The organism is Rhodococcus sp. NFXS4 (assembly GCF_058139645.1).
The window spans coordinates 4,592,768-4,605,778 of sequence record NZ_CP192221.1 but is presented as its reverse complement, the minus strand read 5'-3'; the positions used below and the strand labels follow the sequence as shown (position 1 = coordinate 4,605,778).

General features: G+C 69.4%; 17 protein-coding genes. 11 read left to right on the top strand and 6 right to left on the bottom strand.

Features of this window, described 5'->3' with window-relative positions:
• Positions 1 to 32 precede the first annotated feature (32 nt).
• From J4E04_RS21815 to J4E04_RS21805, 3 genes are read left to right on the top strand one after another with little or no spacing between them, the layout of a single operon-like run.
• The gene (locus J4E04_RS21815) at positions 33 to 1,586 is read left to right on the top strand and encodes a thiolase C-terminal domain-containing protein (protein WP_490149613.1); all 1,554 of its coding nucleotides are present in this window, start codon (positions 33 to 35) and stop codon (positions 1,584 to 1,586) included.
• Entirely contained in the window at positions 1,583 to 2,380 is a 798-nt protein-coding gene (locus J4E04_RS21810; RefSeq protein WP_490149612.1) for an enoyl-CoA hydratase-related protein, read from the top strand. Before J4E04_RS21815 ends, J4E04_RS21810 begins: the two co-directional genes overlap by 4 nt.
• Complete coding sequence (locus tag J4E04_RS21805; protein WP_490149611.1) at positions 2,365 to 2,940, top strand: DUF6518 family protein; 576 nt, start codon at positions 2,365 to 2,367, stop codon at positions 2,938 to 2,940. Before J4E04_RS21810 ends, J4E04_RS21805 begins: the two co-directional genes overlap by 16 nt.
• Before the next feature lie 6 nt (positions 2,941 to 2,946).
• On the opposite strand, the gene J4E04_RS21800 is transcribed toward J4E04_RS21805, so the two are convergent.
• From J4E04_RS21800 to J4E04_RS21785, 4 genes are all read right to left on the bottom strand, one after another.
• Complete coding sequence (locus J4E04_RS21800) at positions 2,947 to 3,699, bottom strand: NADPH-dependent F420 reductase (protein ID WP_081821384.1); 753 nt, start codon at positions 3,697 to 3,699, stop codon at positions 2,947 to 2,949.
• A gap of 10 nt (positions 3,700 to 3,709) precedes the next feature.
• Entirely contained in the window at positions 3,710 to 4,468 is a 759-nt protein-coding gene (gene modA / locus J4E04_RS21795) for a molybdate ABC transporter substrate-binding protein (RefSeq protein WP_222626248.1), read from the bottom strand.
• A 68-nt stretch (positions 4,469 to 4,536) separates the two neighbouring features.
• Entirely contained in the window at positions 4,537 to 5,076 is a 540-nt protein-coding gene (locus J4E04_RS21790; protein WP_051613550.1) for a thioesterase family protein, read from the bottom strand.
• 37 nt (positions 5,077 to 5,113) lie between these two features.
• On the bottom strand, positions 5,114 to 5,554 hold the full coding sequence (locus tag J4E04_RS21785; protein ID WP_027506590.1) for a MarR family winged helix-turn-helix transcriptional regulator: 441 nt from the start codon (positions 5,552 to 5,554) through the stop codon (positions 5,114 to 5,116).
• Positions 5,555 to 5,631: 77 nt separating this feature from the next.
• Between J4E04_RS21785 and J4E04_RS21780 the strand changes: the two genes are divergently transcribed.
• Complete coding sequence (locus J4E04_RS21780; RefSeq protein WP_082544391.1) at positions 5,632 to 6,879, top strand: multidrug effflux MFS transporter; 1,248 nt, start codon at positions 5,632 to 5,634, stop codon at positions 6,877 to 6,879.
• Here the strand turns inward: J4E04_RS21780 and J4E04_RS21775 are convergent.
• Entirely contained in the window at positions 6,863 to 8,239 is a 1,377-nt protein-coding gene (locus J4E04_RS21775; RefSeq protein ID WP_027506591.1) for a HAMP domain-containing sensor histidine kinase, read from the bottom strand. The two genes, J4E04_RS21780 and J4E04_RS21775, sit on opposite strands and share 17 nt — an antisense overlap.
• Positions 8,236 to 8,940, bottom strand: coding sequence for a response regulator transcription factor (locus tag J4E04_RS21770; protein WP_027506592.1), 705 nt, complete (start codon positions 8,938 to 8,940; stop codon positions 8,236 to 8,238). The genes J4E04_RS21775 and J4E04_RS21770 overlap by 4 nt, the downstream gene beginning before the upstream one ends.
• A gap of 158 nt (positions 8,941 to 9,098) precedes the next feature.
• Here J4E04_RS21770 and J4E04_RS21765 point away from each other — a divergent pair, with 158 nt between their 5' ends.
• From J4E04_RS21765 to J4E04_RS21735, 7 genes are all read left to right on the top strand, one after another.
• Complete coding sequence (locus tag J4E04_RS21765) at positions 9,099 to 9,704, top strand: hypothetical protein (RefSeq protein WP_490149610.1); 606 nt, start codon at positions 9,099 to 9,101, stop codon at positions 9,702 to 9,704.
• A gap of 535 nt (positions 9,705 to 10,239) precedes the next feature.
• Entirely contained in the window at positions 10,240 to 10,710 is a 471-nt protein-coding gene (locus tag J4E04_RS21760) for a MarR family winged helix-turn-helix transcriptional regulator (protein ID WP_056443208.1), read from the top strand.
• Positions 10,707 to 11,084: a DUF5313 family protein gene (locus J4E04_RS21755; RefSeq protein WP_204869587.1), complete on the top strand. Its 378-nt coding sequence runs from the start codon at positions 10,707 to 10,709 to the stop codon at positions 11,082 to 11,084. Before J4E04_RS21760 ends, J4E04_RS21755 begins: the two co-directional genes overlap by 4 nt.
• A gap of 45 nt (positions 11,085 to 11,129) precedes the next feature.
• Positions 11,130 to 11,483 carry a YidH family protein gene (locus J4E04_RS21750; protein ID WP_231476430.1) on the top strand — a complete coding sequence of 118 codons (354 nt, stop codon included), beginning with the start codon at positions 11,130 to 11,132 and terminating at the stop codon, positions 11,481 to 11,483.
• Entirely contained in the window at positions 11,480 to 11,779 is a 300-nt protein-coding gene (locus J4E04_RS21745) for a DUF202 domain-containing protein (protein ID WP_307107981.1), read from the top strand. Before J4E04_RS21750 ends, J4E04_RS21745 begins: the two co-directional genes overlap by 4 nt.
• A 67-nt stretch (positions 11,780 to 11,846) precedes the next feature.
• A complete protein-coding gene (locus tag J4E04_RS21740) occupies positions 11,847 to 12,536 on the top strand; it encodes a ZIP family metal transporter (RefSeq protein WP_027506597.1) in 690 nt (229 codons plus the stop codon).
• Positions 12,537 to 12,644: 108 nt separating this feature from the next.
• A complete protein-coding gene (locus J4E04_RS21735) occupies positions 12,645 to 12,815 on the top strand; it encodes a CsbD family protein (RefSeq protein WP_027506598.1) in 171 nt (56 codons plus the stop codon).
• Positions 12,816 to 13,011 lie beyond the last annotated feature (196 nt).

The following is a 13,011-nucleotide window of genomic DNA, read 5'->3' as shown; positions in this document are numbered from 1 at the left end:
CAGACAACTGGTGTCTGTAATAAGGTGATCCCATGTCACAGGAAGCAGACCGCATCCCGGTCGTCGTGGGCGTGGGCGATGTCGTGTCCGGCAGCGCCGGCGCTGCGGCCGACCCCGTGGAGCCGATGGAGCTCGTGCTGCGCGCGGTCCGTGCTGCGCTCGACGACAGCGGAACGTCGGCGCTCGGCGCCGCGGTGGACGCGATCCACGCCGTGCGCACGACGAGCTGGAACTACGACGATCTCCCGGCTCTGATCGCAGCACGGCTGGGGGCATCCGCGCCGACGCGGTCCACCAGCACCATCGGCGGTCACCACCCCGCGCGCCTGATGGACCGAGTGGGGCACGACATCGCCGCCGGTCGCAGCTCCGTGGCACTCGTCGTCGGCGGCGAGACGCAGGCATCCGTGCGAGCGCTGACGAAAGCCGGAACGGATCCCGTCGAGCTCGGCTGGGCCGTCGCACCGGGCGGCCCGCCGACCTTCGCACCGGACGACCTCGGCAGCGCCGAGATGCAGCGAGCGGGCATCCTCGCCCCCGTCCAGATCTATCCGCTGTTCGACCGCGCTCGGGCCGACCGTCTCGGTCTGCGACCCAGCGAGTCACTGACGGCGTCGGCAGAGCTGTACTCGCGGTTCTCCGCTGTCGCGGCGCGACATCCGGTCGCGTGGAGTCCGGTCGAGCGATCGCCCGACGACATCGCCGGCGTGGACGCGTCGAACCGCGCGGTGTCCGACTGCTATCCCCTCGCCATGAACGCCATGCCGTTCGTCGACCAGGCCGCCGCGGTGCTGGTGTGTTCGCTGGCGGCAGCGCGCGCGGCCGGGGTGGACGAGGACCGCATCGTGTACCTGTGGGGCGGCGCCGGTGCGTCCGATGCCCCGGACATCATGGCGCGCAGCACCTTCGATCATTCACCGGCGCTCCGCGCGGCGGTGCGCACCACCCTCGCCGCGGCGGGTGTCGCGGGTGCCGATCTCTCCTTCGTCGATGCCTACAGCTGCTTTCCCGTCGTCCCTCTCCTGTTGATGGACGAGCTGGGACTGTCGTCGGATGCCACTCCCACGGTCCTGGGCGGCCACTCGTTCTTCGGTGGGCCGCTCAGCAGCTACTCGTTGCACGCGGTCGCGGAATCGACCCGGCTGCTGCGACAGTCCCGCGGCGGACGCGCTCCGGCGGTCGCGATGGTGCATGCGAACGGCGGCTACCTCACCCACCAGCACACCATCCTGTTGTCGACCGATCAACACGAGGCCGGGTACATCGGGAACCCCGATGCGGTGACCGTGTCGGCGACAGCGGTACCCGTGACGCACGGCCACAGCGGTCGCGCGATCATCGAGACGGCGACTGTCATGTTCGGGCGCGGCGGGGAACCGGAACAGGCGCTCGTCATCGCCCGCACACCCGAGGGTGACCGCATCGCCGGTCGTACCGGGGCGGACGCCGCGGCGGCGCTTCATCGAGTGGTCACCGACCGCGACGTCTCACCGGTCGGCCTCACGATCGACGTGGTGGACGAGGGCGGGAACCTGGACATCACCCTCGACTCGATCACGGCGAACGGCAGGGGAGTACGGGCATGAGCGATCAGGACGTGGTTCTCACGGAACGCCGCGGACACGTGCTGATGGTGACGTTGAACCGCCCCGCCGCGGCCAACAGCGTGAACGCAGAGGTGCACACCCTGCTGGGCGAGGCGTGGGAACTGGCGGACGGCGACGAGTCGATCCGTGCCGTCGTGCTCACGGCGGCGGGCTCCGGCACCTTCTGCGGCGGAGCCGATCTGAAGGCACTCGGGACGCGGGGTCCCGACGGCGTGACCCCTCCGGAGACGGCGCACTGGGGCTTCGCCGGAGTCACCAGGCACCCGATCTCCACGCCGATCGTCGTCGCGGTCACCGGGAACGCACTCGGCGGTGGGACCGAGATCGCGCTGTCCGGTGATGTCGTGATCGCCTCCACCACTGCACGATTCGGGCTTCCCGAGGTGCATCGCGGGCTGATCGCGGGAGCGGGCGGACTCTTCCGGCTGGTCGACGCGATCCCGCGAGCGATCGCGATGGAACTGATCCTCACCGGTGAGCCCATGAGTGCGGACGACGCGGCGCGGTGGGGACTCGTCAATCGTGTGGTGGAACCGGACGCCGTTCTCGACACGGCGCTTCGGTTGGCGGAGACCATCGCGGCGGGAGCGCCTCTCGCGATCCGCGCCAGCAAGGTCATCGCCCGGGGCATCGTCGACGGGCGCATCCCGTCCGAAGCGGCCGCATGGGAGGAGACCGACCGCGCGCTCGCGCAGTTGTCCACGTCCTCCGACACGGTCGAGGGGATCATGGCGTTCATGGAGAAGCGCGAACCCCGGTGGACGGGGCGCTGATCGGCGCACGACGTCTCGTCGCGGCGGCCGCGCTCGGGTCCGCTGCGGGTGTGGCCCTCGTGGTTCTGTTCACCATCGTGCCGCCGCCGTGGGATGCGCTCGTGAACACGAGTGCGCTGTGGGGCTTGGTGCCGTTCGCGGTGGCGGCCCGGTCGCCGCACGGACGCGGTGTGGCAGTCGGAGTCGCGTCGATGCTCGCGCTCGTCCTTGTGTGGATCCTGCTGTCGCCGAACGTGATCACCGTGCGGGAAGTGCTGGTCTTCGTCCTCGTCGGACTCGGTGCGGCGGCGGTGTGCGGCGCAGCCGGTGCTGCTGTCGGGCGTGACCGCCGTGTGAGCGGGACGGTGGTTGTGGCGGGGATCGTGCTCGGTGAGGCCGTGTACGGGACTGTCGTGGTCGGCGGTCCGCACTGGTTCGTGGAAGCCGCGCTGGCGGGCATCCTCGTGCCGGCGTGTTGCCGCACCGCGGCGACACGAGTCCGTGCGGGACTCGGTGCCGCCGCGGTGGCGGGTGCGCTGTTCGGCGCCTACTGGGCCTACGACGCGGTGCTCACCACCTGAGGGGTGTCAGGCCTTCCACTCCGCGGTGCGTTCCGGGGTCGCCTGCGCCAGCGCATCGACCGTCGCGTCGACTCCGAAGTCCTTGCCGTACACGGGTGTACCCGGCTGCTGGCGCCAGGAGTCGGCCAACGATCCGGCGTCGACGACGTCGAAGCCGATCTCGTCGATGACGGCGGACACGATCTTCTTGGCGTCGGCATCGTCGCCGGCGATCGGCAGCGCGATGCGGCCCTCGGTGCCGGCCGGGACGCCCTTGTTCAGGAGGTGCTTCCACCAGATTCCGTTGAATGCCTTCACGACCGGCTCGCCCAGCAGTTCCGAGACCCACACGCTCTCCGGCGTGCCGTCCTCGATCGCGTCGATCTTGCCGTCCCGCTGCTGCGGGTAGTAGTTGTTCGTCTCGATCACCGGAGCACCGGGCTTGCGGGCCGAGAGGATGCCGGACGCGAGGTCCGGCGTGTTCTTCTGCGGGATGCTGACGATGACGAGATCCGCGTCGGTCGCGGCGTCCTTCGCCCAGACCGCGGTGGCGCCGGTCTCGGACGCCAGATCCGCGAGGGTCTCCGGATCCCGAGAGTTGGCGACGGCAACCTCGTGGCCCACGGCGCGCAGCCGTCGGGTCAGGGTTCCGCCGATGTCGCCTGCTCCGATGATGCCGATCTTCACGTGCTTCTCCTTCGGTCGTGCAACGAACGTCTCGTTCGGCCAACCCCGTCCGCGCGGGAATGATTCCCCCGTGGCGGCGGATCCTCGGCGCACCGGCGGTCTCTCAGGGCGCGCCGAACCCGGCGTCGGCCAGCACCTTCCGTCCGTCGGGACCGGAGACGAAGTCGACGAAGGCGCTCGCGATGTCCGGTGCGCCGGAGTCGGCCAGTGCGGCGATGGGATAGGAGTTCACCGCGCCCGACGCCTCCGGGAACGGCACGGTGACGACGGCGTCACCGGCGCCGGCCGCGTCGGTGACGTAGACCAGGCCGGCATCGGCCTGACCGGACGTGACCTTGCCCAGAACGTCCGTCACGGACGATTCCTCGCTGGCAGGGGTGAGGCTCACCCCGGCGGCCGTCTCGATCTTCTCGGTGGCGGCACCGCACGGAACCTGCGGCGCGCACACGACGACCGTGGCCCCGGACGTCGCCAGGTCCGAGAACGAGCCGATCCCGGCGGGGTTGCCCGGCGGAGTGACGATCGTCAGAGTGTTGGTCGCGAACGTGACCGGGTCACCGTCGATCAACTCGGCGTCCCGTGCCTTGTCCATGGTGATCGTGTCCGCCGAGGCCAGAACGTCCCCGGGCGCACCCTGCGACAACTGGGACACCAGATCGGACGACCCCGCGAACGTGAACGTCACGGTGGTACCCGGGCGGGTCTGCTCGAACTGCTCACCCAGCTCGGTGAACGACGCCTTCAGCGACGCGGCAGCGAACACGGTGATGCCGTCTTCGGCCGGTCCGGGCGAGGAGCACCCCGTGAGCGACAGTGCCACCACCGCCGCGCACCCCAGCACTGCGATCCTCGTCGTGACCATGTCGGCTCCTTTCGCCGCAGATGCGGTTCGAAGGAGACCATATAGGAGAGCATGCGCGCCCGGAGGGGTCAGACGTCCTCGAATGCGGCGACCACGAGATGCTGAGTGCGTCGGCCGAGCGGAATCTCTGCGTCCGGGCGGCGAAGTGGGGCTGCATCGCCGTCGAACAGGGCGACGATGTCGTCGGTCGGTACCGAGGATCCGCTGTCGTCGAGAAACCTGAGGGCGACGATCGCGGTCGCGTGGACACGTCCGTCGACGTCGAAGATCTGTTCGAGATAGGCGTTCTTCGCGTCGACACCGAGGAAGCGGGTGGACACCGAGAACTTCGTCCACAGGGTGAGGGAGCGGACGTACGTGATGGTCTGTGACGCGACGACGGGATGCCACCCGCGTCCACGCAGGGCTCGCCACAGGCCACCGCGCACGAACATGTCGACTCGACCCGCGTCGAGTACGGACAGGTATCGACCGTTGTTCATGTGCATCAGCACGTCCAGATCGGACGGTGCGACGCGGAACCACGTACGGGTCGGGTCGACCCGTACCGGCCCGCGTCCCGTGCGCCACGGCGCCATCTGTCGGAGCAGGCGGAGCGACATCAGCATGGCGTCACTATGACGGTTCGGTCGCCCCGCGGAGTCGTCAGGGTTCGGTCGGCATGGACGTGAGGTGCGCGAGGAGCGGCGCGGCACGGGTGAGCAGAGCCGCATCCTCCGCTGACATGGCCGCGAGTCGGCGTCCGACGGCGTCGATCCACACGTCGTCGATCATCTCACCGTGTCGACGTGCCGTGGCGGTGGAATGCAGCCGACTCGACCGTCTGTCACCGGGATCGGTGTCCCGCGCGAGCAGCCCCTTGTCGATCAGACGTCGCACCGTCGTGCTGACGTTGCTGCTGTGCAGGCCCAGCATGCGGGCGACGTCCGAGACGGTGGTCCCTTCGTGGCTGACCACCACACGCAGAACCTCGAGTTCGGAATGGGGGAGGGCGGGCAGTCCGGACTGTCGTTCGCCGAATCGGCGCAGCGACCACACGAGAGCCCGCACCTCGCGGGCGATGTCGATCACATCGGACTCGCTCACTGGACTTCCAGACGCCATGACTGACATTCTACTCATGTGAGTATGTATAAAGTTATATCCAATACGGAGGCCACCCGATGAGCGTCGACACTCGGTCCGGCGACACCGTCGACTCGACCGCCGCGCGGCCGGTGGCGTCCGGCGTGATCGCGATGCTGGCGCTCCTTGCCGCCGTCGCGCCCCTGTCCATCGACATGTATCTGCCGGCATTCCCCCGCATGGCCGAGGAGTTCGGTGTCAGCGCCACGGCGATCCAGCTGACCCTCACGACGTTCCTCGTCGGTCTCGCGATCGGCAACCTGGTGATCGGGCCGCTGTCCGACCGCTTCGGTCGACGCCCCTTGCTCCTCGTGGGCACTTTCGTGTCCATCATCGCGACCATCCTGTGCGCGTGGTCTCCGACGGTCGAGTGGCTCACCGTGTTCCGGTTCTTCCAGGGCTTCACCGGCGCCGCCGGCGTCGTTCTCTCCCGCGCCGTCATCAGTGACCGTGCACGCGGCGCGGCGGCCGCGAAACTGTTCAGCCTCCTCGTGCTGGTCAACGGAGTCGCTCCCGTCATCGCCCCGCTGCTCGGCGGTGCGGTCATCGGTCTGACAGGGTGGCGCGGCGTCTTCTGGGTGCTCGCCGGTGTGTCCGTCCTGATGTTCGTGGGTGTGCTCGCACTCCTGCCGGAGAGTCATCCCGCCGAGCTCCGCAGCACGGGCGGACTCTCCACCATGATCGCGGACGCACGGGAGGTGCTGTCCAACAAGCGATTCCTGGGCTATGCGGGCGCGTTCGCCTTCGGCTTCGGCGTCATGTTCGCCTACATCTCTGCATCGCCCTTCGTGCTGCAGGAGGTGCACGGGCTCTCGACCACGTGGTACTCCATCGCCTTCACGGCCAACGCACTCGGCATCGTCGTCACCAGTGGTGCCAACGCCAAGCTCGTCGACCGCGTCCGTCCGGAAGCGCTGTTGCGCATCGGTCTCGTCTCGATGGTCGCGTTCTCGGCACTGCTCGTCGTCGACGCGGTGGTCGGGCCCTACCTGTGGGCGACCCTGGTACTGCTGTGGTTCGCCGTCGCCAGCCTGGGTCTGGTGATCGCCAACGCGACGACTCTCGCACTGGGAGAGGCGCGCCGGGCCGCGGGCACGGGATCGGCCGTCATGGGCGCGGCCCAGTTCGGCCTCGCCGCGGTCATCTCGCCGCTGGTGGGACTCGGCGGCGAAGGCACCGCGGTGCCGATGGCCGTCACCATGCTCGTCAGCGCGATCATCGGCCTCGGCGGGGTGGTGCTCGGAACCCGTTCCCCCACAGAGCAGTCGGTCACCGAGGCACACTGAGGACGAAGGCGGTGCCGTCGTACACGACGTCGCCGCCGTGGGCCCGCGCGTAGGTTCGGGCGATGGTGAGGCCGAGTCCCGATCCCTCCGAGGTGCGAGCGCTGTCCAGCCGCACCATCCGGTCGAAGATCCGCTCGCGATCCTGAGCGCCGATGCCCGGTCCTTCGTCGGACACCCGGATCGTCGCGGTGGTACCGGCGTCGCGCACGTCGACGGTGACGACGCCGTCCGGCGGTCCGTGGCGCAACGCGTTGTCGGTGAGGTTGGCCAGGATTCGAGCGAGTCGTGCGGCGTCGACCGGCGCGACCACGCTCTCGCCGGTCACCACGACGGTCGAGTCCGGTGCGAGCAGCCGCGCCCGGTCGGCGTCGGCACGGGCCAGAGCGAGAAGGTCGTGGTCATGCCGATCCAACTCCACGTCGTCGTCGGTGCGCGCCGACATCAGCAGATCGTCGATCAGCCGGGATGCGCGGCGTGATTCACGAATCATCGACGCCAGCAGTCGTTCCCGCACGTCGCGCTCGGTGTCGACGCCGCCCCGCAGCAGCGTCTCGGCGGCGGCGGAGATCCCGGCGACCGGCGTTCTCAGATCGTGAGCAGCATCGTCGACGAACTGCCGTGTGCGATCGGCGGTGGCACGCTCGCGCGCCTCGGCTCCTTCGAGCTCGTCGAGCATCTCGTCGAATGCCGTTGCGGTCTCACCCAGCTCGGTGTCCGACCGGGTGGGAGCGAGTCGATCACCGCGATTACCCCGGGTGATCGAGCGGGCCAGTGCCGTCATGCTGCGCAACGGTCGGAGCGATGCGCCGACGACCACCGCCATGAGCAGTGCCGCCACCGCCGACGCGACGAGCACCAACGGAATCAGCACCACGAGCAGCTGCCGCTGCACCGCGTCGATCGAGGACGTGTCGACGGCGACCGTGAGAACCGATCCGTCGGTCAGGGTCGTCGTCGAGACCCGCGTCGGCCTCGTCTCCTCCGGGCCCGGTGGGGGTCCCGGCGGGGGACCGTCTCCCGGCGTCGTCGGGGGGCGTAGTGCGGGCGGCGGTGTCGTCGCTCGGAGCGCGAGGTCGCCGACGATACGGCCGTCCGTCGTCACCAGTTGCGCCGCCACGTTCTCTCCCTGTGTGGCGGAGACGATCTCGGTGGGATCGGCACCGTTGTCCAGCAGTTGCTGCGCGGTGGCGGTGCGGCCGGCGAGGCTGTCTCCCGCCGAGGCCTCGAGCTGGCGTTGCAGCAACACCGTCGTCGCCACGACGATGCCGACGAGCAGGACGAGCACCACCGACATCACCGACACCAGCAATCGCAGGCGCAGAGATCCGGTGCGGAGACCGCGACGGGGTGGGGTCGTCATGCTGTCGGACTCACGGTGTCGGCGGCCAACACGTAGCCGATGCCGCGCCGAGTGTGGAGGATGCGCGGGCCGAACTCCTCGAGCTTGCGACGCAGCGCGCTGATGTGGACCTCGACGAGGTTCTCGTCGTATGCGTCGTACCCCCACACCTGCGTCAGGATCTGGGTCTTGGACACCGTTCGCCCGCGCTGAGCTGCGAGGTAGGACAACAGCTTCCACTCCGTGGCTGTCAGGTTGAGTGCGTTGCCGCCCCGACTGGCGTCGCCCGATTCGGTGTCCACCGACACGTCTCCGCATTCGATCGAGGTGGCGACCGCGCCGTGTCGTCGGAGCACCGCGGTGACGCGGGCGAGGAGCTCCGCCATCGCGAACGGTTTCACCAGATAGTCGTCTGCACCGGCGGTGAGCCCGGTGACGCGGTCGGACACCGAGTCGCGCGCCGTGAGCATCAGCACCGCCGCGTCGCTGCTGCGGCGCGCGACCCGCAGGAGCTCGAGTCCGTCCCGGCCGGGAAGCATGATGTCCAGGACCACGAGGTGGGGTCGATGGTTCGCGAGCGCGGCCTCGAACGCGGAACCGTCCGCGTCGGACCGGACGTCGGCACCCAGGTCCGCGATCGCGGTGGACACGGACAGCCGCAACGTCTCGTTGTCCTCGATCACGAGGATTCTCGGGGTCGCTGCGGGTCGCCGTTCGGTCACGACACCACTATGCGGGTCCCGAGCTGAAGACTTGCTGAAGACGAGGCCCTGATCGCCGCGACTTCAGGCAGGCTTCAGGTCCACGATCGAGTGTCGACCTCACGAACGGCGCCGCCCGGTGCCGACGAGAGATGAGGACGACAATGTCGACAAGAGTCATGCGTGTCAGGACAGGCCGACTGATCGCCGGAGCAGTGCTCGCCGGTGGGCTGCTGCTCGGAGCGGTGGGAACCGCGTCCGCCGACGGCCCGGGCGAGGCGCCCCCGGTCTCCGAGAGCGCGGCGCCCGACGCCTCGGCGCCCGCGACTCCCGCACCCGACGCTGCGGCACCCGACGCCGGTGCGACGTGCGCGACGCCTCCGGCTCCGCCGGAGGATGCTCCCACTCCGCCTGAGGGTGCACCGACTCCGCCCGAGGGTGCGCCGACCCCGCCCGAGGGTGCTCCGACCCCGCCTGCTGCGGGCGAGGGTGGTCCGACCCCGCCCGAGGGTGCACCGACCCCGCCTGCTGCGGGCGAGGGTGGTCCGACCCCGCCCGAGGGTGCACCGACTCCGCCTGCTGCGGGTGAGGATGCTCCGACTCCTCCCGAGGGCGCCCCGACCCCGCCTGCGCCCGGTTGCGGTCCTGACGGTGGCCCGGCGGGCCCCGGCCATGGTGGTCCGGCCGGTCACGGGCCTGCAGGTAAGGGTCCGGGCGCAGCTCCGGGCGCTCCGGCGCCCGAGGGTGCTCCCGCACCGGCCGAGTGCGAGGCCCCCACACCCTGATCGTCTCGCGTGGTGTCGGCACGCGTTGCCGGCACCACGCGCACGGGTTCCAGCGCCGTGCACCCCGTTCAGCTGGCTGAAATGGGTGTTCACCTGCAGGAAGGGGTGCGCATCGCCCGGTGCCCAACCCGTTCGCCCGAATCGTGGACTTCTGCCACCGCTCTGCGGGGGTGACCGTCCACGATCACCGCCGTCCTTCGACCCGCACAGGCCCCAGCGCCGTGCACCCCGTTCAGTCGGCCGGAGTGAGTGTTCACCTGCAGTAAGGGGTGCACATCGCCCGGTGCCCAACCCATCCGCCCGAATCGTGGCCTCCCTCTCGGGGGGCCCGCAATCAGCGCCGCACCCGACCCGCACAGGCCCCAGCGCCGTGCACCCCGTTCAACCGGCCGGAGTGGATGTTCACCTGCAGTAAGGGGTGTGCATCGCCTACCGCATAGCCCACAGCGCCCACCCCCCGACCGACAGCACCCCGCCCAGCCAACCGTGAGCTATCGAACAGTACGTACTCTCACTATCAGCGTACGATGGACCCGTGACCACCACCGACCCCCTCGCGCTCGACCGTCAGGTGTGTTTCGCCCTGGCCGTCACCAACCGCGCGGTGCTCTCGGTCTACCGGCCGATTCTCGAACCGCTCGGACTGACGCACCCGCAGTACCTCGTCATGCTCGCCCTCTGGGAGCGGGCACCGATGTCGGCGGGGGAGATCGCGTCGGCTCTGCAACTCGAACCCGCCTCGCTGACGCCGCTGCTCAAGCGGCTCGACGCCGACGGTCTGCTGACCCGGCGCCGGAGCGACACCGACGAGCGCAGGCTGGTGATCGACCTGACCGACGAGGGGCGACAGTTGCGAGGTTCGGCGGAGTCCATACCGGGCGCCGTCATCGAATCTCTGGGTGTCGACGTGAGCGAGCTCGAACAACTTCACGCGGTGCTCACCCGGATCAATACCGCGGCCATCGCGGCCGGTGCACTGTCGACCGAGCGGAGGAGCACACGATGAGCAGGACTCGCCCGGGGCCGCTGCAGTGGATCGGTTATTCGTTCGGCCGCACGTTGCCCCTGTCCATGCAGGCCTGGGTGCGTGAGGACCTGATCGGTGATCGTGCGGTTCCGCGTCATCTGCTGCGCAGCATGGTGCCGTTTCTCCCCATCTTCGCGGCGTTCCTGCTGTTCCCCGGTGAGTTGTGGCTGCGCGGCGCGATGATCCTGCTGGCGGTACTGCTCGCGCTGTTCTACGCCGCCGCGTACATGGAACCCAACCGTCGCCGTCGTCTCAAAGCGCACGGGTTGTCACCGGACCTGCAGAACCCGAAGAAGGTCGCGCGGGACGAGGCGGAACGCCGCGCCTACGAGCGCTGGCACCCCAACCGCTGACACCCGCTGTGGCCCTGCGGGCCGTCGCCGACGAGAGTGGGTGCCGTGCGACTGTGGCCGACCGGACTGCGCGACGGCAGTGACCCCGATCCGAGATTCACGCTCGCGAACGAGCGGACGTTCCTGGCGTGGATCAGGACGTCACTCGGCCTCGTGGCCACGGCCGCGGCACTCGAGGCGTTCGGTGGGGATCTGCTGCCTCCGTGGCTGAGAACCACCCTCGTGCTGGGGCTGCTCACTCTCGCGGCGGTTCTGGCCGTCGGGTCGTTCGTGCGCTGGATCCGTATCGAGACGGCCATGCGCCGGCGGGCGTCACTGCCTCTCCCCGCTGCGGCGGCGCTGCTCGCGGGGGGTCTGGTGATCGCCGTGGTGGCGTTCGCGGTGGGGCTGTACCTGTGACGGAGGCACCGGGCCTGCAGGCCGAGCGCACCACGCTCGCGCGGGTGCGGACCGCACTGGCCATGGCGGTCACGGCCCTGATCGTCGCGCGTGCGGTGCGAGATCATCCACCGCTGGTGGCACTCGCAGTGTTGTGTGCCGTGCTCCCCGTGACGACCGTCGCCTTCTCGACGAGGGCCCATTCCCGACTCGTCGACGGGATGAACCGGGACGTGCTCCCCGGTGCCGCAGGCCGGCTCGTCGTCCTGCCCGTCGTCGTCGTCCTGCTGGCAGTGGTCACCGCGCTGGGTCTGTGAGAGCAGGTCGTCGGATGACTCGACGACGCGGACGGGGGTACTCCCCGCCGGTGACGAGACGATCGAGATGCTGACCGCCGCCCTGTACGGAATCGGCACGGCGCTTCCCCTGGTGATCGGTGCGGCGATCGGGCTGCGGTGGACACTGCCGAAACGGGTGTTGGCCGGTCTCATGGCCTTCGGTGCCGGGACGATGATCGCCGCCGTGTCGTCGGAACTGTTCGAGCCGGCGTTCCGTCAGGCCGGCATCCTCGTCGCGGGCGCGGCGCTGTTCCTGGGCGCGGGTGTGTACGTCGTGGCCAGCCATCTGATCGAGAACAAGCTCGGGCCCGCAGCGATCGGGTGGGCACTGATGCTCGGCACGATCCTCGACGGAGTCCCGGAGAACACCGCGCTGGGTGTCTCCCTGACGTCCGGTGGCGGGCTGGTGCTGCTGGTGGCGGTCGCGGTGGGCAACGTTCCGGAGGCTGTCGGTGGTGCATCGTTGATGCGGGACCGACACGACTTCTCCGCGGCTCGGGCGATGACCCTGTGGACGGCCACGGCGGTCGTGCTCGTGGTGGTCACCGTACTGGGCCACCAGTTGTCCGACGCCGTCCCGGAGGTCGGCATCTCGACGGTCCAGGCGTTCGCGGGCGGTGCCACTCTCGCCGTGCTCGCGGACTCCCTGATGCCCGAGGCCTACAAGGACGGCGGATGGTGGGTGGGCATGTCCACCGCGCTCGGCTTTCTCGTGGCGTTCGCACTCGGCGGATAGCTGTGACCGGGATCACTCTGCATGGACGTGCGCTTTCCGCGCCGGGCCTCGACTCACCTTTCAGAACGCGATGGTCACCCGCCGTCGCTCCGAACGAAAGGTTTCATCATGGGAATCGTCGACAAGGCAAAGAACGCAGCAGAAGACGCCATCGGCAAGGCCAAGGAAGTTGTCGGTGACGCCACCAACAACAAGGACCTCGAGGCCGAGGGCAAGAAGGACCAGGGTTCGGCCGGCGTGAAGAAGGTCGGCGAGAACGTCAAGGACACCTTCAAGTAAGACTGCACCACTCCACACCCGGGCGGCGCCGGACCCTCAGCGGGTCCATCGCCGCCCGTGGTGTGTCCGGACACTGTCGGGTTCGACGCACACCTCGCTCGAACCGACCGAACGGACATGTTTCTTCCGCGGGTCCGCGGACCATCACTCCTTCGAGCATCCGCTCACTCGATCGCCGGCCAGGACCGGCGACATC